The sequence below is a fragment of the Herminiimonas glaciei genome (genome assembly GCF_042664955.1).
In the GTDB taxonomy this organism is placed as follows: Bacteria; Pseudomonadota; Gammaproteobacteria; order Burkholderiales; family Burkholderiaceae_D; genus Oxalicibacterium; species Oxalicibacterium glaciei.
On sequence record NZ_JBHTBU010000001.1, the window covers coordinates 258,452 to 278,911 of the forward strand.

Annotated in this window: 19 protein-coding genes; 11 read left to right on the top strand and 8 right to left on the bottom strand. The window is 53.3% G+C overall.

Annotated features, from left to right (window positions below; all coding sequences use genetic code 11):
* Positions 1-45: 45 nt before the first annotated feature.
* Positions 46-1,596 carry a murein biosynthesis integral membrane protein MurJ gene (gene murJ, locus ACFQPC_RS01215; RefSeq protein ID WP_382269835.1) on the bottom strand — a complete coding sequence of 517 codons (1,551 nt, stop codon included), beginning with the start codon at positions 1,594-1,596 and terminating at the stop codon, positions 46-48.
* A 350-nt stretch (positions 1,597-1,946) separates the two neighbouring features.
* On the opposite strand from murJ, the gene rpsT reads away from it, so the two are divergent.
* Positions 1,947-2,210, top strand: a complete 264-nt coding sequence (gene rpsT / locus ACFQPC_RS01220) for a 30S ribosomal protein S20 (protein ID WP_012080371.1) — start codon at positions 1,947-1,949, stop codon at positions 2,208-2,210.
* Between the two features lie 96 nt (positions 2,211-2,306).
* On the opposite strand, the gene ACFQPC_RS01225 is transcribed toward rpsT, so the two are convergent.
* From ACFQPC_RS01225 to cspE, 3 genes are all read right to left on the bottom strand, one after another.
* Positions 2,307-2,762 carry a DUF192 domain-containing protein gene (locus ACFQPC_RS01225; RefSeq protein ID WP_382269836.1) on the bottom strand — a complete coding sequence of 152 codons (456 nt, stop codon included), beginning with the start codon at positions 2,760-2,762 and terminating at the stop codon, positions 2,307-2,309.
* Between the two features lie 127 nt (positions 2,763-2,889).
* On the bottom strand, positions 2,890-3,453 hold the full coding sequence (locus ACFQPC_RS01230; RefSeq protein WP_382269837.1) for a pseudouridine synthase: 564 nt from the start codon (positions 3,451-3,453) through the stop codon (positions 2,890-2,892).
* Positions 3,454-3,720: 267 nt separating this feature from the next.
* Positions 3,721-3,924: a transcription antiterminator/RNA stability regulator CspE gene (cspE, locus tag ACFQPC_RS01235; protein WP_009665919.1), complete on the bottom strand. Its 204-nt coding sequence runs from the start codon at positions 3,922-3,924 to the stop codon at positions 3,721-3,723.
* Positions 3,925-4,260: 336 nt separating this feature from the next.
* Between cspE and clpS the strand changes: the two genes are divergently transcribed.
* A complete protein-coding gene (gene clpS, locus ACFQPC_RS01240) occupies positions 4,261-4,569 on the top strand; it encodes an ATP-dependent Clp protease adapter ClpS (protein WP_011871837.1) in 309 nt (102 codons plus the stop codon).
* Positions 4,566-6,869 carry an ATP-dependent Clp protease ATP-binding subunit ClpA gene (gene clpA, locus ACFQPC_RS01245; RefSeq protein WP_382269838.1) on the top strand — a complete coding sequence of 768 codons (2,304 nt, stop codon included), beginning with the start codon at positions 4,566-4,568 and terminating at the stop codon, positions 6,867-6,869. The genes clpS and clpA overlap by 4 nt, the downstream gene beginning before the upstream one ends.
* Positions 6,870-6,959: 90 nt before the next feature.
* Here the strand turns inward: clpA and ACFQPC_RS01250 are convergent, their stop codons facing one another.
* From ACFQPC_RS01250 to aat, 3 genes are all read right to left on the bottom strand, one after another.
* Complete coding sequence (locus tag ACFQPC_RS01250; protein WP_382269839.1) at positions 6,960-7,997, bottom strand: quinone-dependent dihydroorotate dehydrogenase; 1,038 nt, start codon at positions 7,995-7,997, stop codon at positions 6,960-6,962.
* 86 nt (positions 7,998-8,083) lie between these two features.
* Positions 8,084-8,833, bottom strand: a complete 750-nt coding sequence (locus tag ACFQPC_RS01255) for an arginyltransferase (protein ID WP_382269840.1) — start codon at positions 8,831-8,833, stop codon at positions 8,084-8,086.
* 86 nt (positions 8,834-8,919) lie between these two features.
* Positions 8,920-9,654 carry a leucyl/phenylalanyl-tRNA--protein transferase gene (gene aat, locus ACFQPC_RS01260; protein ID WP_382269841.1) on the bottom strand — a complete coding sequence of 245 codons (735 nt, stop codon included), beginning with the start codon at positions 9,652-9,654 and terminating at the stop codon, positions 8,920-8,922.
* A gap of 180 nt (positions 9,655-9,834) precedes the next feature.
* On the opposite strand from aat, the gene ACFQPC_RS01265 reads away from it, so the two are divergent.
* Positions 9,835-11,037 carry an ammonium transporter gene (locus ACFQPC_RS01265; RefSeq protein WP_012080363.1) on the top strand — a complete coding sequence of 401 codons (1,203 nt, stop codon included), beginning with the start codon at positions 9,835-9,837 and terminating at the stop codon, positions 11,035-11,037.
* Between the two features lie 75 nt (positions 11,038-11,112).
* Here ACFQPC_RS01265 and ACFQPC_RS01270 read toward each other — a convergent pair whose 3' ends face one another.
* Positions 11,113-12,030, bottom strand: coding sequence for a LysR family transcriptional regulator (locus tag ACFQPC_RS01270; RefSeq protein ID WP_382269842.1), 918 nt, complete (start codon positions 12,028-12,030; stop codon positions 11,113-11,115).
* A 416-nt stretch (positions 12,031-12,446) separates the two neighbouring features.
* Here ACFQPC_RS01270 and ACFQPC_RS01275 point away from each other — a divergent pair, with 416 nt between their 5' ends.
* The 7 genes from ACFQPC_RS01275 to ACFQPC_RS01305 all read left to right on the top strand — a co-directional run bounded on the left by ACFQPC_RS01275 (position 12,447) and on the right by ACFQPC_RS01305 (position 20,459).
* A complete protein-coding gene (locus tag ACFQPC_RS01275; RefSeq protein ID WP_382269843.1) occupies positions 12,447-13,976 on the top strand; it encodes a nucleobase:cation symporter-2 family protein in 1,530 nt (509 codons plus the stop codon).
* Between the two features lie 30 nt (positions 13,977-14,006).
* Positions 14,007-14,987, top strand: coding sequence for a porin (locus ACFQPC_RS01280; RefSeq protein ID WP_382269844.1), 981 nt, complete (start codon positions 14,007-14,009; stop codon positions 14,985-14,987).
* A 276-nt stretch (positions 14,988-15,263) separates the two neighbouring features.
* The gene (locus ACFQPC_RS01285; protein ID WP_382269845.1) at positions 15,264-16,247 is read left to right on the top strand and encodes a PDR/VanB family oxidoreductase; all 984 of its coding nucleotides are present in this window, start codon (positions 15,264-15,266) and stop codon (positions 16,245-16,247) included.
* Positions 16,248-16,288: 41 nt separating this feature from the next.
* On the top strand, positions 16,289-17,035 hold the full coding sequence (locus ACFQPC_RS01290) for an SDR family NAD(P)-dependent oxidoreductase (RefSeq protein ID WP_382269846.1): 747 nt from the start codon (positions 16,289-16,291) through the stop codon (positions 17,033-17,035).
* Between the two features lie 14 nt (positions 17,036-17,049).
* Positions 17,050-18,114: a Rieske 2Fe-2S domain-containing protein gene (locus ACFQPC_RS01295; protein ID WP_382269847.1), complete on the top strand. Its 1,065-nt coding sequence runs from the start codon at positions 17,050-17,052 to the stop codon at positions 18,112-18,114.
* 2 nt (positions 18,115-18,116) lie between these two features.
* Positions 18,117-18,950: an alpha/beta fold hydrolase gene (locus ACFQPC_RS01300; protein ID WP_382269848.1), complete on the top strand. Its 834-nt coding sequence runs from the start codon at positions 18,117-18,119 to the stop codon at positions 18,948-18,950.
* Positions 18,951-19,064: 114 nt separating this feature from the next.
* A complete protein-coding gene (locus tag ACFQPC_RS01305) occupies positions 19,065-20,459 on the top strand; it encodes a nucleobase:cation symporter-2 family protein (protein ID WP_382269849.1) in 1,395 nt (464 codons plus the stop codon).
* Position 20,460 lies beyond the last annotated feature (1 nt).

Genomic DNA, 20,460 nt, shown 5'->3' on the forward strand with positions numbered 1-20,460 from the left:
CGTGATTTTGCAGACCTTCGTTCCGACTCTGGCGATGAGCTTGGATCAGCGCGCAATGCGTTTGAAATCCCGAAAGCGAAATCCCATGGCTAATAATGCGCCGAAATAACTGATTCCGCACGCCGCCATGACAATTAATAGTGCAATTACCCGCATAAATGGTGTTGCACGCAACGCCACCCAGTCGAATTGCCCGGCAGTCCACAATGCAACTGCCGCCATCAGGAAGAGTGCCCCGGCAAGGCGGATAAAGAAGGTGCGCCAACCCGGCAGTGCAGTATAGATACCGCGACGCTTCAGGCCCCAGTACAGGAAACCTGCATTCAGGCAGGCGCCGAGTCCGATCGATAGTGCCAGGCCGGCATGCGCGATCCAAGGCACGAAGACCAGGTTCATCAATTGCGTTGCGATCAGGACGCCGATGGCGATCTTGACCGGGGTCTTGATGTTTTGTTGTGCGTAAAAGCCGGGGGCCAGGATTTTTACCAGGATCAGGCCGATCAGGCCGACGCCGTAGGCGACCAGCGCGCGCGAAGTCATTTCCACTGACAGCTCATTGAATTTGCCGTAATGGAAGAGCGTCGCCGTCAGTGGTTCAGAGATGGTGGCGAGGCCGACTGCACAAGGCAGCGCCAGCAGGAAGGTCAGGCGCAAGCCCCAGTCCAGCAGCGATGAATATTCTTCGGTATTGCCTTCGAAATTGGCCTTCGACAGGCTGGGCAACAGGATGGTGCCGAGGGCGACGCCGAGCAGGGCAGTCGGGAATTCCATCAGGCGATCCGCATACGAGAGCCAGGACACGCTGCCGCTTTCGAGGCGGGATGCGATATTCGTATTGATCATCAGGCTGATTTGCGCCGCAGAAACGGCGAAGACCGCCGGTCCCATTTTACTCAGGACCTTGCGTACACCGGCGTCGCCGAGGCTGGCAAAAGGATTGCGCGAAACGCGCGGCAGCATGCCTATCTTCAGCAGGGCCGGTATCTGGATCGCCATTTGCAGTACGCCGCCGACTACGACTGCAATCGCCATCGCATAAATCGGCTGGTCCAGATAAGGCGCGAGGAAGAGCGTGGCGACGATGAAGGACAGGTTCAGTAAAACAGGTGTAAACGCCGGTATCTTGAATTCGCGCCAGGTATTCAGGATGCCGCCGCTGAGCGCGACGAAAGCCATGAAACCGATATAAGGGAACATGACCCGGGTCATCCAGACCGAAGCGTCGAATGCCTCGGACTTGGTTTTGAGGCCGGTCGCGATCAGGTAAACAATGAAGGGTGACCCGATTACCCCGAGCACGCAGGTCAGCAACATGGTCCACATCAATACTGTTGCTACATGGTCAACCAGGTTTTTGGTGGCTTCTTCGCCTTTTTGGCTTTTGTATTCGGCCAGGATAGGGACGAAAGCCTGCGAAAACGCCCCCTCGGCGAAGAGGCGGCGCAGCAGGTTGGGGATGCGGAATGCGATATTGAACGCATCGGTATAGGCGGATGCGCCAAATGCACGGGCAAACAGGATCTCGCGGATCAGTCCTGTCACACGAGAAACCATCGTCATGCCGGAGACCGCCGCAAGCGTTTTGTGCAAGTTCATGGAGCTGAATTATATCTGTTCAGGGTGAAACGATGGGTGCATAAGGGGCCTGCAAACGAGAGATAGCGCTTAGTACCCGCCGACATGAGATAATTCCGTCCGCGGTGATATTTATTCGCGTGGCGATGTGTGTTTCCTCCCTGTCCGGCCAGATCGTGATTCGCCGGGATTGATTGTCAAAAAGATATGCTTTTGCGATTGCGGACCGATTGCAACAATCTTGCACGAGAGTCAGCATCTATTTGCCTGATTGTGAAAATACGGCTATAATCTGCAGCTTCACAGAATTCTGTCTCACTAACATGCGTGTTTGCGAATGCGCGTAGACCTGTTTTTAGGAAATAATATTCATGGCAAATACCGCACAAGCACGCAAACGCGCTCGTCAAGCAGTTAAGCAAAACGCTCACAATTCCAGCCAGCGTTCCACGCTGCGTACAGCTGTTAAAGCTGTTCGTAAGGCAATTGAAGCGGGCGACAAAGCTGCTGCAGCGCAAGTTTTCCTGGCTTCCGTGTCGACGATCGATCGTATCGCTGACAAGAAAATCATCCACAAAAACAAAGCAGCACGTCATAAAAGCCGCCTCGCAGCTGCTTTGAAAGCGCTGGCTTAATAGTTTTTGTTGCTGCGCTACCGGCGCTGCACTGAGCAAGACATTAAAACCCCGCACGATTTTGGTCGTGCGGGGTTTTTGTTTGCCTGTACCTGATCAGTTCAGCTTGGGCAGGCCTTCGATGACACTGCCCGGTTTCAGGTTCTTGTGCTTGAACCAGCCTTCATTCATTTCCAGCGCATACGGTACCGGCCGCTTCGAGCAGTGCGAATCCAGGCTTTGCGGCTTCATGTCTTCGATATTCACGATCTTGCCATCGGCATCAATAAAAGCGACCGACAGCGGGATCAGGGTATTTTTCATCCACATGCAGACACCCGCCGGTGCGCCGAACAGGAACACCATGCCTTCGTTTGGTCCCATGCTGGGACGGAACATCAAGCCTTGCTGGCGCTCGGCTTCATTCGCCACCACTTCCGCCTTGATGATATTCATCCCGGCCGTCAATGAAATGACCGGGAATTTTTTGTCTTGCTGCGCATGGCTGGTGCCGGCGCTCAGGGTGCTTGCGAGCGCAATGGCTACCACGCAAGTGCTAAGGAATTTGTTCATGGAATGATATCGGTGAGGTAAGTATCAAGTGTGGTGGGCTGCAATAAGCGAAATCGGCGGAATGAGTGTAAATGAAAAGAATGAAATGCGCGTGAGCTCTTTGTGAAGCGAGCGCCGGTTGGATCGTTTAGCCCAAGCCCAGTTCCGCAACTGAAATTTCACGCCATTCCCCTGGCCACAAAGGGTGGCTTTGCAGTGATACCGGTCCGATCGCAATCCGTACCAGGCGCAGGGTCGGGTAACCTACCGCGCCGGTCATGCGTCGCACTTGCCGGTTCTTTCCTTCGGATAAGGTAATTGCGAGCCAACTGGTGGGGGCGTTGGCGCGTTCGCGTATCGGTGGATTGCGCGGCCATAACCAGTCGGGCTCAGCCACGCGTTTGACTTCGCATTCCTGAGTGACGAAATCGCCGAGGTCGAGCGGCGCGCGCAGGCGGGCCAGTGCCTCAGCATCCGGCACACCTTCGACTTGTACCAGATAAGTTTTCGTGTGTTTACGATCTGGATGGCTGATTGCGTGCTGCAGCTTGCCGTCGTCAGTGAGCAGTAACAAACCTTCGCTATCGGCATCCAGTCGCCCGGCCGGATAAATATTGGGTATATCGATATGGTCGGCCAGTGATTTGCGCGTCGGATGCGGCGAAAACTGGCACATGGTCTGGAAAGGCTTGTTGAACAGAATCAGGGGCATGTTGAAATTGCGTGGATGCGAGTTACGACCGACTTGTGATGGTAAAGAGATTTTGCCGGATGCGATATCAAAAGTAATTCAAAAAGTAATTTGTAAAAATAAATCGCAAAAATAAATAGCAAAAATAATTTTGGCGAGTGATGTTGGCACGCGACACTCGTGCTTTAAGCGATTCCCATAAATATGGGAGTTGCCAAGAAGCAGTGGTATTTTTTGCAGCAATAAAAAAACCCCGCCGAAGCGGGGTTTTTCGCAAGTCCTTAAAAATTAAGGAGCTTGAATGTTGGAAGCTTGCTTGCCTTTAGGGCCTTGCGTGACTTCGAACTGTACTTTCTGACCTTCTTTGAGGGTCTTGAAGCCGTTCATTTGGATTGCGGAAAAGTGTGCAAACAAATCCTCACCGCCGTCATCCGGGGTGATAAAGCCGAAGCCTTTGGAGTCGTTGAACCACTTGACGGTACCTGTTGCCATAAAAAGCGTCTTTCTAATATAGACTTAATCACACGAGCCGCAAAAGAAAGAAGCCTCGTTTACGTTGCCCCTCCTAAAACCTGCTCACTTCGTATTGACAAGCCATTGTTGTCAAGCATGTCAATAAGATTCATTCTTTACGCAAAAAATACAAAAGTCAAGACCTTTTCGTAGGGCGTCTAAAAGTTTATTTTCAGGGGGAAAAGAGGACGACTCTTGATTTTTTGCATTTGATCGTCATCTGCGTACTCAGAAGAAAACGCGTAATATTAAATTAATTTGTTTCTCTGTTCTTCTGGGCATTGTGCACACGGTCGAACGTATTAGAATAGACCTATGGCAATTAAGCATGACGATGGTACGGTCCTTATGCGGCAAGAGCAAAAACTCAAGCCGCCGTCTATGTATCAGGTGTTATTGCTGAATGATGATTACACGCCGATGGAATTCGTCGTCATGATTCTTCAGGAATACTTTAGTAAAGATCGTGAGACAGCAACGCAAATCATGCTCATGGTTCACCGCGACGGAAAAGGTATTTGTGGCGTTTATCCGAAGGATATTGCGTCTACGAAAGTTGAGCTGGTTTTGAACCACGCCCGGAAAGCGGGACATCCCCTGCAGTGCGTGATGGAGGAAGTATGATTGCGCAGGAATTAGAAGTCAGTTTGCATATGGCGTTTGTCGAAGCAAGACAGGCGCGCCATGAGTTCATCACCGTCGAGCACCTGCTCCTGGCGCTGCTGGATAACCCTTCAGCGGCCGAGGTTCTGCGTGCTTGCGCGGTCAATATCGAAGACCTGCGAAAAACACTGACGAATTTTATTGGTGACAATACGCCTACGGTGCCTGGCGCCGCAGAAGTCGATACCCAACCTACACTTGGTTTTCAACGTGTGATCCAGCGCGCGATCATGCATGTCCAGTCTGCTTCCAACGGCAAGAAGGAAGTTACAGGCGCAAACGTGCTGGTTGCAATCTTTGGTGAAAAAGATTCACACGCTGTTTACTACCTGCACCAACAAGGCGTGACCCGTCTTGATGTGGTGAACTTCATTTCGCACGGCGTGCGCAAAGACCAACAGAGCGATGCGCAAAAAGCGCCGGAAGGTGCCGAAGATGCGCCTTCAGCCGAAGGCCAGCAAAAAGAAAGCGCTCTCGATCAGTTCACACAAAACCTGAACAAGATGGCCAGCGAAGGCAAGATCGATCCATTGATCGGCCGCGAAGGCGAAGTCGAGCGCGTGATCCAGACCCTGTGCCGTCGCCGCAAAAACAATCCTTTGCTGGTGGGTGAAGCCGGTGTCGGTAAAACCGCAATCGCGGAAGGCCTGGCATGGCGCATTACGCAAGGCGATGTGCCTGAAGTCTTGCAAAACGCAGTGGTCTATTCGCTGGATATGGGCGCTTTGCTGGCCGGTACCAAATATCGCGGTGACTTTGAGCAACGCCTGAAAGCGGTACTCAAACAACTGAAAGATAATCCGAACGGCATCCTGTTCATCGATGAAATCCACACCATCATCGGTGCGGGTTCGGCTTCGGGCGGCACCTTGGATGCGTCCAACCTGCTGAAACCGGCATTGTCGAATGGCCAGTTGAAATGTATCGGTGCGACCACCTTTACCGAATTCCGCGGCGTCTTTGAAAAAGACCATGCGCTGTCACGTCGCTTCCAAAAGATTGATGTGAACGAGCCTACCGTTGAACAAACCATACAGATCCTGCGTGGCTTGAAATCGCGCTTTGAAGAACATCATGGCGTGAAGTATTCGGCATCGGCCCTGACGTCGGCAGCCGAGCTGGCGGCACGCTTTATTAATGACCGTCACTTGCCTGACAAGGCGATTGATGTGATCGATGAAGCGGGCGCGGCACAACGCATCCTGCCGAAATCGAAGCAAAAGAAAACCATCGGCAAATCCGAGATCGAGGACATCATTTCCAAGATCGCGCGTATTCCTGCGCAAACGGTCAATCAGGATGATCGATCGAAACTGCAGACTATCGACCGCGATCTGAAGAATGTCGTGTTCGGCCAGGATCCTGCGCTGGAAGCGCTTGGTTCGGCGATCAAGGTCGCACGTGCCGGCCTCGGTAAAACCGACAAACCTATCGGCTCCTTCCTGTTCTCCGGTCCTACTGGTGTCGGTAAAACCGAAGCGGCGAAGCAACTGGCCTTCATCATGGGCATAGACCTGATCCGCTTCGATATGTCCGAGTACATGGAACGTCATGCGGTCAGCCGCCTGATTGGCGCGCCGCCGGGTTATGTCGGTTTCGACCAGGGTGGTTTGCTGACTGAAGCGATTACCAAGAAGCCGCATGCTGTCTTGCTGCTGGATGAAATCGAAAAAGCGCATCCGGATATTTTCAATATCCTGTTGCAGGTGATGGATCACGGTACGCTGACTGATAACAATGGTCGCAAAGCGGATTTCCGCAATGTGATCATCATTATGACGACGAATGCCGGTGCGGAAAGCCTGCAGAAACGTACCATCGGTTTCACCGAGAAGAAAGAAACCGGCGACGAGATGGCAGACATCAAGCGTATGTTTACGCCTGAATTCCGCAATCGCCTGGATGCCATCATCAGCTTCCGTGCACTGGATGAAGAAATCATCCTGCGTGTGGTCGACAAGTTCCTGATGCAGTTGGAAGAACAACTGCACGAGAAGAAAGTAGAAGCCATCTTCACCGAGAAGCTGCGTACTTTCCTCGCGAAGAAAGGATTTGATCCGCTGATGGGTGCACGTCCGATGTCACGTCTGATCCAGGACATGATACGCAAGGCGCTGGCTGATGAATTGCTGTTCGGTCGTCTGGTCAGTGGTGGCAAAGTCACTGTGGACCTGGATGATAAAGACCAGATCAAGCTGGACTTCAGTGAAGGCGATACGGCTCCTCCAGCGGCAACGCCGGAGACAGTCGAAGTCGAATAAATACAGTCTGCACGCATTAAAAAAGCCCGGACCATGAAAGTGGCCCGGGCTTTTTATTTTGTGTGATTCGTTTTACTGCGAATGCAAGGCTCAGGCGTGCAGCGCTGCTGCGCATTCCTTTACCAAGGCCGGACCGCGATAAATCAGGCCGGTATAGAGTTGCACCAGCGATGCACCGGCAGCGATTTTCGCTTGCGCATCGGTGCCCGACAGGATGCCGCCTACGCCGATGATAGGCAGTGCATCACCCAACTCGCTCTTGAGCGCGCGGATCACGGTGTTCGATGCTTCAAATACTGGTGCACCTGACAAGCCACCGGTTTCTTCTGCGTACTTCAAACCTTTGACAGCCTCACGGCTGACGGTTGTGTTGGTTGCGATGACACCATCCATCTTGTGGCGCAACAGTGCTTGCGCGATGGTCTGGATTTGATCCAGCTCCATATCCGGTGCAATTTTCAATGCAATCGGTACATAGCGTTTGTGCTGGTCGGATAAACGTTGTTGTGCATCCTTGAGTTGCGACAACAGGGCATCCAGTTCGGAGGCACCTTGCAACTGGCGCAGGTTCTTGGTGTTGGGCGATGAAATGTTGACGGTCACATAGCTTGCGTATGGGTAAACTTTTTCCAGGCAGATCAGGTAGTCATCGACTGCGCGCTCTATCGGCGTATCGGCGTTTTTGCCGATATTCAGGCCGAGTATGCCTTCCTTGTTTTGATAAAACTTTGATGAGCGCACATTTGAAACAAAGGCATCGGCACCGCCGTTGTTGAAGCCCATGCGATTGATGATGGCGTTCGCCTTCGGCAGGCGGAACATGCGCGGCATGGCATTGCCCGGTTGTGCCCGTGGCGTGACGGTGCCGACTTCGATCGAGCCGAAGCCCAATGTCGCGAGTCCGTCGATATAAGCCCCATCCTTGTCCAGGCCGGCGGCGAGACCCACCGGATTCGGGAAGGTGAGGCCCATTACAGTGCGTGGATCATCGGCAGGTTTGACGATAGACGAGGTCAGGCCCAATGCCGCGGCACGGCGCAACGCAGGCAAAGTCAGGTTATGTGCGGCTTCCGGGTCGATCGCGAACAGGAACGGGCGGGCAAGGGAGTAGAGGAGTTTGTCGGACACGGTATGGAGTCAGGTTGGCGGATCAAAGGCGGCCCAGCCGGGAAACTGAATCCGGCCGGTTTTCAAGTCCGCTATTGTCCACTATTTTAAGGCTTGGAAGCCGGATCGGCGGCAGGAAGCGGTGTCCATTCACCTTGTTGCAAGGCTTCCAGTGGCTGGAAATTAGTTTTGTACGACATTTTCGGGCTTTCCTTGATCCAGTAGCCCAGATAGATATACGGCATTTGCAATGCCTTCGCCTGCTCAATTTGCCACAGGATATTGTAGGTGCCGTAAGAAGCGTTTTGTGGTTCGGGATCGTAGAAGGTGTAGACCGATGACAGGCCGTCGTCCAGCACGTCGATAATGCTGACCATACGCAAGGTACCGTCATCTTCGCGGAATTCCACCAGCCGTGTATTCACTTTGCTTTGCAGCAGGAATTGCGCGTACTGTTCGCGGCTATCCTGGTCCATGCCACCACCAGCATGGCGTGCAGTCTGGTAGCGCAAATACAGGTCGTAATGTTCTGCCAGGTAGGTCAGTTTGGTGACAGATGTTTGTAAATCACTGTGTTTGGTCAGCGCCCGGCGCTGACTGCGATTTGGTACGAATTCAGCTGTTTTGATGCGGACCGGGGTGCACGCCTGACAACCATCGCAATAGGGGCGATAGGTAAAGATACCGCTGCGACGGAAGCCGCTTTTGACCAGTTCCGAATAGACGTCCGCGTTGATCAGGTGCGATGGGGTGGCGACTTGCGAGCGCGCCTGCCGCCCATCCAGATAGCTGCACGGGTAGGGTGCAGTTGCGTAGAACTGGAGCGTGGAGAACGGTAGTTCCTTAGGGTGCGTCATGATTGCGTGCTTAACTGAGTGAATTCCGAGTCCGTGAATTCGGTGTTTAAATCATTATCAGGCAGCTGGTGTAACGATAATGCATTTCAGTCATGTGGAAACAATGCAATTGGCCGCCAGTCCTTGATTTGCGGGCCGCTGACCGCCTGGCGCAGGCGGGAAATAAATTCCGTGCGTGCAATCGGTGCTGCGCCCAATGAGGCCAAATGCGTAGTCTCTTGCTGGCAGTCTATCATCGAAACACCATGATTTCGCAAGAAGTGTACGAGGTAAGCCAGTGCAATTTTGGAAGCATCCGGTACCCGCGCGAACATCGATTCACCGTAAAACATCTGCCCTATGCTGACGCCGTAAGCACCACCCACCAGTTTTCCGTCCAGCCATAACTCGGATGAGTGGGCATAGCCGAGCTGGTGCAAGCCCGTATAGCCGGCAATGATCTCGTCGGAAATCCAGGTGCCGCCTTCGCCATTGCGAGGGGCGGCACAGGCGCGCATCACTTCTTCAAACGCATGGTCGAAACGGATTTCCCATTGCCCTTCCTGGCTGCTGATGCTGCGCTGGATTTTCTTGAGTTTCTTTTTCAGGCTGGCGGAAATCCGAAAATTCTCGATGAACAAAACCATGCGCGGGTCGGTACTCCACCACAGGATAGGCTGGCCCTCCGAAAACCACGGAAAAATTCCATTTTTATAAGCTTGCAGCAAACGCCCGGTTGACAGGTCGGCACCTGCCGCCAACAGGCCGGCCGCGCCGTCTGCTTCGGTGAGGGCGCTGGAAACATGCGGGAAAGGATCATCAGCTTCCAACCACGGGATCATGCGGCTTCCCTGTTTTGGCTCGTTGTTTCGTTCATTTTTGGTGCGTTATCCGGGCTTTTATCGGGTAGTGAAAATATATCTTTAAAAATCAGTAACTTACAAATATCACCAAAATGGAACGATTTTTGCTTTTCTGGTGCATACATTTTTCAGTCTTGCACACATATTGGGAGATTTTGCATGGATGCACTTAAACACGGCACAGACGCATTGTTCATTATGCTCGGTGCTGTCATGGTCTTGGCAATGCACGCCGGCTTTGCTTTTCTTGAGCTGGGTACGGTACGCAAGAAAAACCAAGTCAACGCCCTGGTCAAAATATTAGTCGATTTTGCGGTTTCGACAATTGCCTATTTTTTCGTCGGCTACAGCATCGCTTATGGCACGAGTTTTTTCAGTAGTGCAGAAGTGCTGACCCAACGTAATGGTTATGAGCTGGTTAAATTCTTTTTCCTGCTGACTTTTGCTGCCGCGATCCCGGCGATTATTTCGGGCGGGATTGCCGAGCGCGCACGCTTTCATCCGCAATTGCTGGCTACCGCCTTGATCGTCGGTGTGGTGTATCCCTTGTTTGAAGGCATTGCATGGAACCAGCACTTTGGTATTCAGGCATGGCTGAAAGAAAGTTTCGGTGCAAATTTCCATGACTTCGCCGGTTCCATTGTCGTGCATGCGGTAGGTGGCTGGATCGCCTTGCCGGCAGTTTTGTTGCTGGGTGCGCGACGCGGACGCTATACCAAGGAAGGCACGATCGCGGCGCATCCGCCTTCGAGCATTCCTTTCCTCGCACTGGGTGCGTGGATACTGACCGTAGGCTGGTTCGGTTTCAATGTGATGAGCGCACAAACCATGGAACAAATGAATGGCCTGGTTGCAGTGAATTCATTGATGGCGATGGTGGGCGGTACATTGGCAGCCTTCCTGGCAGGCAAGAACGATCCGGGCTATGTGCATAACGGACCATTGGCGGGCCTGGTGGCCGTGTGTGCCGGCTCGAATGTAATGCATCCATTAGGCGCCCTGATTACAGGCGCAATCGCCGGTTTCATTTTTGTCTGGGCCTTTGCGCTGACACAAAACAAATGGAAGATCGATGACGTGCTGGGTGTCTGGCCTTTGCATGGTTTGTGCGGCGCATGGGGGGGCTTGGCGGCCGGTATCTTCGGCTTGCAGGCATTCGGCGGTATGGGAGGTGTTTCCTTCATGTCGCAATTGATAGGAACCGGCCTGGGTATTTCGATTGCACTGGCGGGCGGCTTCCTGATTTATGGCGCATTGAAAGTGACAGTAGGCATACGCCTGGATCCCGAACAGGAATTCAATGGCGCTGATTTGTCTATCCATAATGTCAGTGCGACACCGGAGCGTGAGACTTACTGGTGACATTTGGCAGTACATAAAAAAATGGCGACCGCTGGGTCGCCATTTTTATTTGCATCAATGGAAACGGACGCTTTGTTATGGCAATGCCGTCAATTTTGATCGATGCCGCACGACATATTCCAGCAGTTCGGTGTGGAATAGTTCGGCGGCCGGTGAGAGCGAACGATTGCGTAGCTGGAAGGTGCATACGGTACGAATGAAATTGGACTTGCCAAAGTTACGCACGACGATGCCTTGCGTGCTGGTCAATTGATGCGCATTTGCTGGCAGGATAGTGATTCCCATGCCGTTGCGCACCATGGCAATGATGGTGCTTGGAAAGGATGCCTCATACGCGATGTTCAGCGTGATATCGAGTTTTTTCAGGTGTGCTTCCAGCACGGCGCGTATCGAACTGGACGGTGCCATTGCAATGACCGGATATTGCGAAATCGCTTGTAGCGGGATACGCGTCTGCTTGGTGAGCGGATGTCCTTTGGGCATGAGTAAAACAAAGTGGTCAGAGAATATGGGCAACTCACTGATCTCGGATTCGGGATTGAGCTGGGTGCCGACGCTGAAGTCGACGTCGCCGTTGAGCAAACGTTTCTTTATGCTTTCTTCGGCTACATCACGCAGTATCAATTTTATGCCGGGATGGCGTTGTGCGAACTCGCGCATAAATGGCGTCAGTAGTGTTACCGCCAATACGGTAGAACAGGCAACGGCGACACGCCCGCGCTTATAGTTGACCGATTCACGCGATTGCATCACTGCCACTTCCAGCTCGTTCAATACACGACGCGCAGTCAACAAAAACTCTTCACCATGTTCGGTCAAACGCACCATGCGGGTGTGTCGATCGAACAGTTTTAACTCCAACTCTTTTTCCAGTTCGCGTATCAGCATCGACAAAGCCGATTGCGTGATGTGCAGGCGTTCCGCTGCCAGCGTGAACTGCGATAACTCGGCTACCGCAACGAAGGCGCGCAACTGTCGCAAGGTGAGATTCATCTGATTGGCCTTTTATAAATTGGCGGGCACTTAACTAAGCAAATTAACTAATGAATTAATCAAATTAAGTTGATTGTATTGTAAAAGAATTGCGCCTTTAATGCGCACATATTGAAAGTAATCAGAAGTGCTGTTCAGACACTTCAATCGCACCAACTGATTGCGCTCAATAGACGACGTCATATTGCAATTTTGCAATAAAAGGAGTGGCGTCGATGCGGACGTAAATACAAGACGGCTTATGCAGGTGGGCACAGCATCAAAACTGGACTTTGACCGTTACCGGAGTCCGGCACTATCCCACGCCATCGCATACGGCCCTCATATCTCTTGAAGACATCCGCTGTTTGCGAAGTGCCAATTGGCCGCCGCTTATTCCGGCGCTCAAGGAAGGCAATATAAAAATGGAGATGTAAATGAACGATTATGCAAAGCCAGCCGCTAGCCTGCCATGCATTCCGGATGCAGATTTGTCAGCGCAAGCAGTACATCCGGTCAACGAACGCCTGCCTACCAGCAAACTTGCGGTCCTGGGTTTGCAACACGTACTGGTCATGTATGTGGGTGCAGTGGCGATCCCGCTGATTGTCGGACGGGCACTCAAACTCAGTCCGGAACAGGTGGTGTTGCTGATCTCGGCCGACCTGTTTTGTTGTGGTGTCGTCAGCATCATTCAATCTTTTGGCATGACACAGTGGTTTGGTTTGCGCTTGCCGACCATGATGGGTGTCAGCTTTGTTTCGGTGGGGCCGATGGTGGCCATTGCCAATTCCAATCCCGGGGAAACCGGCGCGCAACTGCTGTTTGGTTCCATTATTGCAGCCGGTTTGATAGGAATGCTGATTGCACCCTTGATCAGTCGCTTGCTGCGTTACTTCCCGCCGGTGGTGACCGGCACCATCATCCTGGTGGTGGGCATCACCCTGATGCGGGTCGGCATCAACTGGATTTTCGGTAATCCTTTTGGTCCGACCGCACCCAGCATCGTCAATCCTGAGCATGCGCAGTGGCTGGCCGAAGCCAGCGCGGTGCAAGGCGTGCCGGCCGTGCCCAAAGGCCTGGCGCTGGCACCCAGTGTGCCAAATCCCAATTACGCTGTGCTGAGTGGCATCGGGATCTCTGCGCTGGTGATGGTATCCATTTTGTTCATCGCCCGTTATGCCAAGGGTTTTCTCGGCAATATCGCGGTGCTGTTGGGCATCGTGGTTGGGGGCGTGGTTGCGACTGCCCTGGGCATGATGAATTTCGACAAGGTAGCCAAGGCACCGATGTTTGAACTGATTCAGCCTTTTGCCTTCGGCATGCCTATCTTTGATCCGATCCTGATTGTGACCTTCACGCTGGTGATGATCGTGATCATGGTCGAATCGGTCGGTATGTTCTTTGCGCTGGGTGAGATTTGCGGGGTCAAGCTGGAGCGCAAGGTGATGTCGGCCGGCTTGCGCACCGATGGCCTGGGTACTGTCATCGGCGGCATCTTCAATACCTTTCCCTATACCAGCTTCAGCCAGAACATCGGCCTGATCGGTGTCACCGGTGTGCGTAGCCGCTTTGTGTGCGTGGCAGGCGGTGTAATCCTGATCATCCTTGGTTTCCTGCCCAAGATTGCCGCACTGGTGGAATCGGTACCGACTTTCGTGCTTGGTGGTGCCGGCCTCGTCATGTTCGGCATGGTGATCGCAACCGGGATACGGATGCTGAGCGGCGTGGATTTCAAAACCAATCGCAACAATCTATTCGTCGTCGCAATCTCGGTGGGCATGGGGATGATTCCCTTGATGGCACCCAACTTCAAACAATGGATACCGCACAGCTTACATCTGCTGATCGAATCGGGCATCTTGCTGGCGGCAGTCAGTGCGTTGTTACTCAATATGTATTTCAACGGTAGCAAAGAGGATCTTGCAGCTTCGATCAATGCGGCCAAGCAGGCCGACACACATTAAAAAAACCTATAACGGTAGGGGAGAGATGATATGAAATATTTTCCAATAAAGGGCCTGGCGCTTGTCGCCATGCTGGCTTGGGGAACGGCAAGTCAGGCGCAGTCGAGTGTCCAGGTTTATGGCTTGATAGACGTGGCGCTGGCTTATGACAAGCAGCCGGGGAAGTCTGCGGTTACCGGCGTGGAAAACGGCAAGATGACGACCAGCTATTTTGGTTTGAAGGGAAGTGAGGATTTGGGCGGCGGGCTGGCTACCGTCTTTGCGCTTGAATCCTACTTCCGGGCCGACACCGGCAGTAACGGGCGTTTTGACGGCGACGGCTTTTGGACACGCAGTTCCTATGTCGGTTTGCAAGGTCGTTTCGGTAGCGTGAGGCTGGGGCGCAATTCCGTGCCTTTGTTTACTTCTACCTTGCTGTTCAATCCTTTTGGTGATTCTTTTGGATACTCGCCCAGCATACGTCACTACTTTGCTTCCGGCACCGTCACGGGGGATAGCGGCTGGAGTGATTCGATCGCCTATATCTCGCCGAATTTCAGTGGCTTGACGGTCAACCTGATTGCAGCTGCGGGTGAGGGTAATGGCGGCCCTAACGTTGGTGGCAGCCTGTTGTATGCGAAAGGCCCTTTGGGCTTGACTGCGGTTTACCAGCGCGTACGCAAAGGGGCGGCAATTGCGGACACGACGACATGGCAGTTGGGATCTTCTTATGATTTCGATGTCGTCAAGGTGTTTGCCCAGTACGGACAGGTAAAAAATGTCAGTGCCCAACCTGACATCGAGTACAAGCTGACCGATTTGGGCGTCGCTGTTCCCTTAGGCGGGGGCAAGGTGCTTGCAGCCTACGGCCTGCTTGATCCGGTGCTTGGTGCGAAGCGCGAAACTTTAAGCCTGGGCTACGATTACAACCTGTCCAAGCGTACCGATGTTTACCTGGTTTTGATGCGTGACGAACTTGATGCGCTATCGGCTGGTAAAAGTCTTGCTGTCGGTATACGCCATCGCTTCTAAAACGATTGCTTCCTTAAAGAGTAAGTCCTGCTTTTGCAGCACATCCACGGTCAGTGGTGTGCTGCTTTTTTTTGTAATTTTGGGTGTCATTAATTAATAAATATATCTAATCAATAAATAAAATTAAGTTGATTGTGTTGTTAAACATGACAAGGTTTAATGCTCGCATATCGTGTGACTCAAGAAATGACATGCAAGCATTTTTGAATATTGATCAAGTGGTGACACCATTTTTTCTGACGTCATGTCGTCGGATGCTAACAAGCAGAGGTGTTTATGAATGAGCAGGAGACAAGACAGGTTTGGGTGCGTGGAATACGCATAGAGGCTGAGCAGATACGTTCATTTGAATTGTGTCCATTGGCCGGTGAACAATTGCCGGCAGCTACCGCCGGTGCCCATATCGATGTGCATTTGCCTAATGGCCTGGTACGCCAGTATTCCTTGCTGCACCCGGGGGAGTCGAAGGCATACATGATCGGCGTCAATCGCGATACCGCGAGCAGGGGCGGTTCCAGCTATCTGCATGAAGCGGCGAAGCCTGGCGATGTGCTGACGATCAGTTTGCCGCGGAATAATTTTCCCTTGAATGAAGAGGCGGCGCATTCGGTGCTGATCGCTGGTGGTATCGGTATCACACCCATCTTCAGCATGGTGCAGCGCCTGAACCAACTCGGGCGTGCCTGGACCTTGTACTACTGCACGCGGACCGAAGAGCGGGCCGCTTTCCTGGATGCGTTGAAGGCACTGGCGGCGACTACGCAAACCGCACATCTGCATACGGTTTTTGATCAGGTTCCGGGTAATCAGATGCTCAACCTGGCTGAACTCGTACAAGGCAGTGAAGCAGAACATGCCGGCGCCGCGCATTTTTACTGCTGTGGTCCGGGGATGTTATTGCAGGGCTTCGAGCAAGCAACCGCAGCCATACCTGCGGAACGGGTGCATGTTGAATACTTCAGTGCACCGGCCATCGCATCGGATGCTGCGACGGAAACCTTCAGCGTCACGCTGGCACGATCCGGGCGGACCTTTCAGATACCAGCCGAGCTATCGATCCTCGAGGTCTTGCTCAGCAATGGCGTGAGCGTATTGAGTTCGTGCCGAGAAGGGGTATGTGGTTCATGCGAGACGGCAGTGCTGGCGGGCGAACCTGAGCACAGGGATGCGGTGTTGAGTGCCGCAGAGCGTGCCGGCAATCGAACCATGATGCTGTGTGTATCGCGTTGCAAAGGAACATCACTGACGCTGGATTTATAAAACCCATTTCTCACATTTACCAAAACATAAAAGGAGACAAGATGACGTATTCATTGAGAAATAAAACCATCATCATTACCGGTGCCGGCGGCAATATCGGACATGCCTATTGCGACGGCCTGGTGGCCGCCGGTGCCAATATCGTGATGGCGGACCTGCAGGATTTATCGACGCAGGCACAGGCTTATGGCAAGCAGGCGATCGCGATGAAGATAGACGTCAGCGATCCCGCCTCTATCGAGGCGATGGCAAAGCAGACGCATGCGCATTTCGGTCGCATCGACGGCATTATCAACAATGCCGGATTTTTCAAGGGCTGCAGCTTCGGTTCCTTCATGGATATTCCCATCGCTGAATGGGATCGCTGCTATGAAATCAATGTACGTGGTGTGTGGCTTTGCTGCCGCGCGGTATTCCCATATATGCGCCAGCAGGGCAGCGGCAAGATCATCAACGTCTCATCGAATACCCCATACAAGGGGGTGCCGAATTTCCTGCATTACGTTTCTTCCAAAGCGGCGATCATCGGTTTAACGCGCTCGCTGGCGCGTGAGGTCGGCGCACACAATATCCAGGCAAATACGCTCTGTCCGGACTTGATTCCTGATGCAGACATACTCGCCAAACAAGGTTCGGTTGCGGACGAACGCACGATCGCGGGTCGTTGCCTGCAACGTTCACAGACACCGCACGACATGGTGGGAGCGGCCTTGTTCCTGCTGAGTGACGGTTCCGATTTCATCACAGGGCAAAGCCTGCTGGTTAACGGCGGTGCTTATTTTAATTAAGTGGAGACATCAACATGACTGAATTATCGAATATCGGCGTCACCATGACAGGGCCGCACGACCCTGCAAATCATCCGCTGTATCGGGCATTGCGCCGTTTCTGGCATCCGGTGGCTTACGCTTCCGAGCTGGGCGATACCCCGCTGGCGGTGACCCTATTGGATCAAAACCTGGTGCTAGCCCGTTTGAATGGCGTCGTCACTGCATTGGATAGTCGTTGCCCGCATAAAGGAACATCGCTGGCGCTCGGGCAGATAGTCGACGGCACGATTGAGTGCCCTTACCACGGCTGGCGTTATGACGATGGCGGTAAATGTGTACGGGTGCCGGCACGGGAGGAATTGTGCGATGTATTGAAGGCATCGGTCGCGAAGTATCACGCCGCTGAACACGTCGGCATTATCTGGGTGGCGCTGGAAGAGCCCTTATATGCATTTCCCGAATTTCCGGAATTTGATGATTCTGAATACAACGTCCTGCAAGGTACCAGCTATGACTGGGCAACCAGTTCACCACGCCGACTGGAAAACTTTGTCGACTTCGCGCATTTCTCTTTTGTGCACGACGGCACCATAGGCAGTCGTTCCAATCCGCGGGTAGAGCCTGTTGATGTCTGGCGCGAAGGACCGGTATTGCGCTTCAATCGTAGCGGCGTCAAAGAACCGGGCGTGGGATTGAAGAAGGAATTGCTGGGAATTACAGATGCATTGATAGAACCGGTCAATGAGTACCACGTGACGATGCCGCATACGGTGCACCTGAAGCGCATCTTCCCGAATGGCAAACGCTACGTCTTGTTCATGTCGGCCAGTCCCGTTACTGCGACCCAGACACGCAGCTTTTGGTGGATCGCGCGGGATTTCGGTACCGATAGCAAACACGATGCCTTCTTCCGGGATTTCGAAGATGAAGTATTGGGACAGGACCAGCCGATTATCGAATCACAGCGACCGCTCTGGTTCAATCTTGCCGGTGGCGATCCGGCGCAAAGGGAAACGCCTATGCGTGGCGCCGACGTCGTGACGATAGAGTATCGACGTTGGCTCTTTGAATTGATGAATGCCAAACCGAAGGGCTGAAGATGGTATCGACTACCGTTGTTCGCCATCACTATTTGCCGTCGCGCTCCGGTTTACGCCTGCATGTGCTTGAATTTGTCGGCAAGGATGGCGCGAACAGGAGCGCGCCACCTTTATTGCTCTTGCACGGCGTGACCGGGCATGCCTGGCTATGGCATGACGTGGCCGATATGTTGTCTGGCGGGCGCGCTGTCTATGCCCTGGATATGCGTGGTCATGGGGATAGCCAGTGGTCTGCCAACGGTGCGTATAAAACCGCGCAACATGTTGAAGACCTGGAAGATGTCATCGCAGGCTTGGGCTTGCCGTCGCGGATTGATATCGCGGCCTTGTCCTGGGGCGCACTGGTGGCGATGGAGTATGCGGGACGGCATGCCGGGATGATACGTCGCCTTGCCGTGGTCGATGTCGAACCCAATTTTGCGCAAGGTGAAACTGAACTGTTCCCACGTCCAGACTGGTTTTCCTGTAGCACGGAGGTGCTGGAGTGGGAACGCAAGGCGAATGCCTACGCACCGCAGGCCTTGCTTGCATTGCACGCGGAGGCATCTGTCATGCCGGGGCGACACGGCGGCTTTGTGCGCAAGCATGATCCTTACTTCTTTACACGCTGGCCGTTTCGTTCTGATGACCTGTGGCCTTTATTGGCGACCCTGACCATGCCTATGCTCTTGCTGCATGGCGAGCACAGCTTTGTGCGGCAGGAAGTGATGAAGCTGATGGCGGCTCTCGCGCCGCAGGCCAGTTACGCGGAAATCGCGGATAGCGGCCATCTGGTGCCGCTAGACGCACCGCAGGCATCGGCGGCTCGTTTGCAGCACTTTTTGCATGAATGATTGTTGTATCAAATCGAGGCAAAGGAAGTAGGGCATCGCTGGATAAGAAATAAAAGAATTGCGAAATGTCCGCAGAGGCATGGCGCAAACAAGTTCCAATCAAAGGAGAAGACAATGGATGCAAGATCAGGCATGGACGAAATCAACGTGTGCCCACCCCTCGGTCGTACCGCCGCCCTGGGCCTTCAGCATTTACTTGTGATGTACGCAGGGGCGGTAACTGTGCCGCTGATAGTCGGCGGCGCGCTCAAATTGCCCGCTGAACAAATCGCAATGTTGATCAATGCTGATTTGCTGTGTTGCGGCCTCATTTCAATATTGCAGTCACTGGGCATAGGGAAATGGATAGGGATTAGATTGCCGGTGATGATGGGTGTGTCCTACGCCGGGATCGCGCCCATGATCGCGATTGCATACAGCCCGGGCTTGGGTTTGCCCGGACTATATGGCGCCATCATTGGAGCCGGCTTGTTGTGCCTGCTACTGGTGCCACTGATCATTCGCGCCTTGCCCTTGTTCCCACCTTTGGTGACCGGCTCAACCCTGCTGGCCCTGGGTACCAGCCTGCTCGGGGTGGCGATTACCTGGGCTGGCGGTGGTTACGGTGCGGCTGACTTTGGCCATCCGTTCTATATTAGTGTCGCGGCATTGGTGTTGGTCGTAACCTTGCTGGTTGCGCGATTTGGCCGTGGCTTCCTGGCGAATATTGCGATATTGATAGGGATAGCTGCCGGTACTTTGGTTGCCGTCCTGTTTGGCGACGTTCATTTTTCCGGTGTTGAAGCCACGCCCTGGGTGGCGATGGTGCGCCCCTTCCAGTTCGGCATGCCGACCTTCGATCCGGTCGCCATTATCACCATGGCATTGGTGGTGGTGATCACCATGGTTGAGTCCATTGGGCTGTTCTTTTCTCTTGGCGAAATACTGGGGCGCAAAATCAGCCGTGATGAATTCACACGTGGTTTGCGTGCCGATGCATTAGGTGCAACGATCGGCGGCGTTTTCAATACCTTTCCTTACACCTCCTACGCGCAAAATATCGGCTTGGTCGGCATTACCGGTGTCCGTAGTCGCTATGTGTGCGTTGCCGCCGGGATTTTCCTGATCATGTTGGGCTTGTTGCCCAAGCTGGCGCACCTGGTCGCGTCGATTCCGCATTACGTACTGGGTGGTGCGGCGATTGCAATGTTTGGCATGGTGGCCGGTTCAGGAGTACGCATCCTGCAGAGTGTTGATTTCCGACATAACCGGCATAACACGCTGATACTTGCGATTAGCCTGGGCGTCGGTATGATCCCTACGATGTCGCCCAAATTTTTCTCGGCCTTTCCGGATTTCATGACGCCGCTCTTGCATAGCGGTGTACTGCTGACAGTCATCACCGCGATGCTGCTGAATGTCCTGTTTAACGGAGCACGGCAGTTGCAGCAGGAAGACAGCGCGACGCCTTCAGCAAGGGGAGATGCACCGGCGGCACCGCTTGCGCCGCAGAGCCATCAATCTCATTAAG

What these genes read in the sequence shown, in the direction of transcription:
- clpS (WP_011871837.1), top strand. Translation starts at nt 4,261, where the DNA reads ATGGCAATTAAGCATGACGATGGTACGGTCCTTATGCGGCAAGAGCAA.
- ACFQPC_RS01290 (WP_382269846.1), top strand. Translation starts at nt 16,289, where the DNA reads ATGACGTATTCATTGAGAAATAAAACCATCATCATTACCGGTGCCGGC.
- ACFQPC_RS01255 (WP_382269840.1), bottom strand. Translation starts at nt 8,833, where the DNA reads ATGACGCACCCTAAGGAACTACCGTTCTCCACGCTCCAGTTCTACGCA.
- clpA (WP_382269838.1), top strand. Translation starts at nt 4,566, where the DNA reads ATGATTGCGCAGGAATTAGAAGTCAGTTTGCATATGGCGTTTGTCGAA.
- ACFQPC_RS01285 (WP_382269845.1), top strand. Translation starts at nt 15,264, where the DNA reads ATGAATGAGCAGGAGACAAGACAGGTTTGGGTGCGTGGAATACGCATA.
- ACFQPC_RS01225 (WP_382269836.1), bottom strand. Translation starts at nt 2,762, where the DNA reads ATGAACAAATTCCTTAGCACTTGCGTGGTAGCCATTGCGCTCGCAAGC.
- ACFQPC_RS01305 (WP_382269849.1), top strand. Translation starts at nt 19,065, where the DNA reads ATGGATGCAAGATCAGGCATGGACGAAATCAACGTGTGCCCACCCCTC.
- aat (WP_382269841.1), bottom strand. Translation starts at nt 9,654, where the DNA reads ATGATCCCGTGGTTGGAAGCTGATGATCCTTTCCCGCATGTTTCCAGC.
- murJ (WP_382269835.1), bottom strand. Translation starts at nt 1,596, where the DNA reads ATGAACTTGCACAAAACGCTTGCGGCGGTCTCCGGCATGACGATGGTT.
- ACFQPC_RS01265 (WP_012080363.1), top strand. Translation starts at nt 9,835, where the DNA reads ATGGATGCACTTAAACACGGCACAGACGCATTGTTCATTATGCTCGGT.
- ACFQPC_RS01295 (WP_382269847.1), top strand. Translation starts at nt 17,050, where the DNA reads ATGACTGAATTATCGAATATCGGCGTCACCATGACAGGGCCGCACGAC.
- ACFQPC_RS01300 (WP_382269848.1), top strand. Translation starts at nt 18,117, where the DNA reads ATGGTATCGACTACCGTTGTTCGCCATCACTATTTGCCGTCGCGCTCC.
- rpsT (WP_012080371.1), top strand. Translation starts at nt 1,947, where the DNA reads ATGGCAAATACCGCACAAGCACGCAAACGCGCTCGTCAAGCAGTTAAG.
- cspE (WP_009665919.1), bottom strand. Translation starts at nt 3,924, where the DNA reads ATGGCAACAGGTACCGTCAAGTGGTTCAACGACTCCAAAGGCTTCGGC.
- ACFQPC_RS01230 (WP_382269837.1), bottom strand. Translation starts at nt 3,453, where the DNA reads ATGCCCCTGATTCTGTTCAACAAGCCTTTCCAGACCATGTGCCAGTTT.
- ACFQPC_RS01270 (WP_382269842.1), bottom strand. Translation starts at nt 12,030, where the DNA reads ATGAATCTCACCTTGCGACAGTTGCGCGCCTTCGTTGCGGTAGCCGAG.
- ACFQPC_RS01280 (WP_382269844.1), top strand. Translation starts at nt 14,007, where the DNA reads ATGAAATATTTTCCAATAAAGGGCCTGGCGCTTGTCGCCATGCTGGCT.
- ACFQPC_RS01275 (WP_382269843.1), top strand. Translation starts at nt 12,447, where the DNA reads ATGAACGATTATGCAAAGCCAGCCGCTAGCCTGCCATGCATTCCGGAT.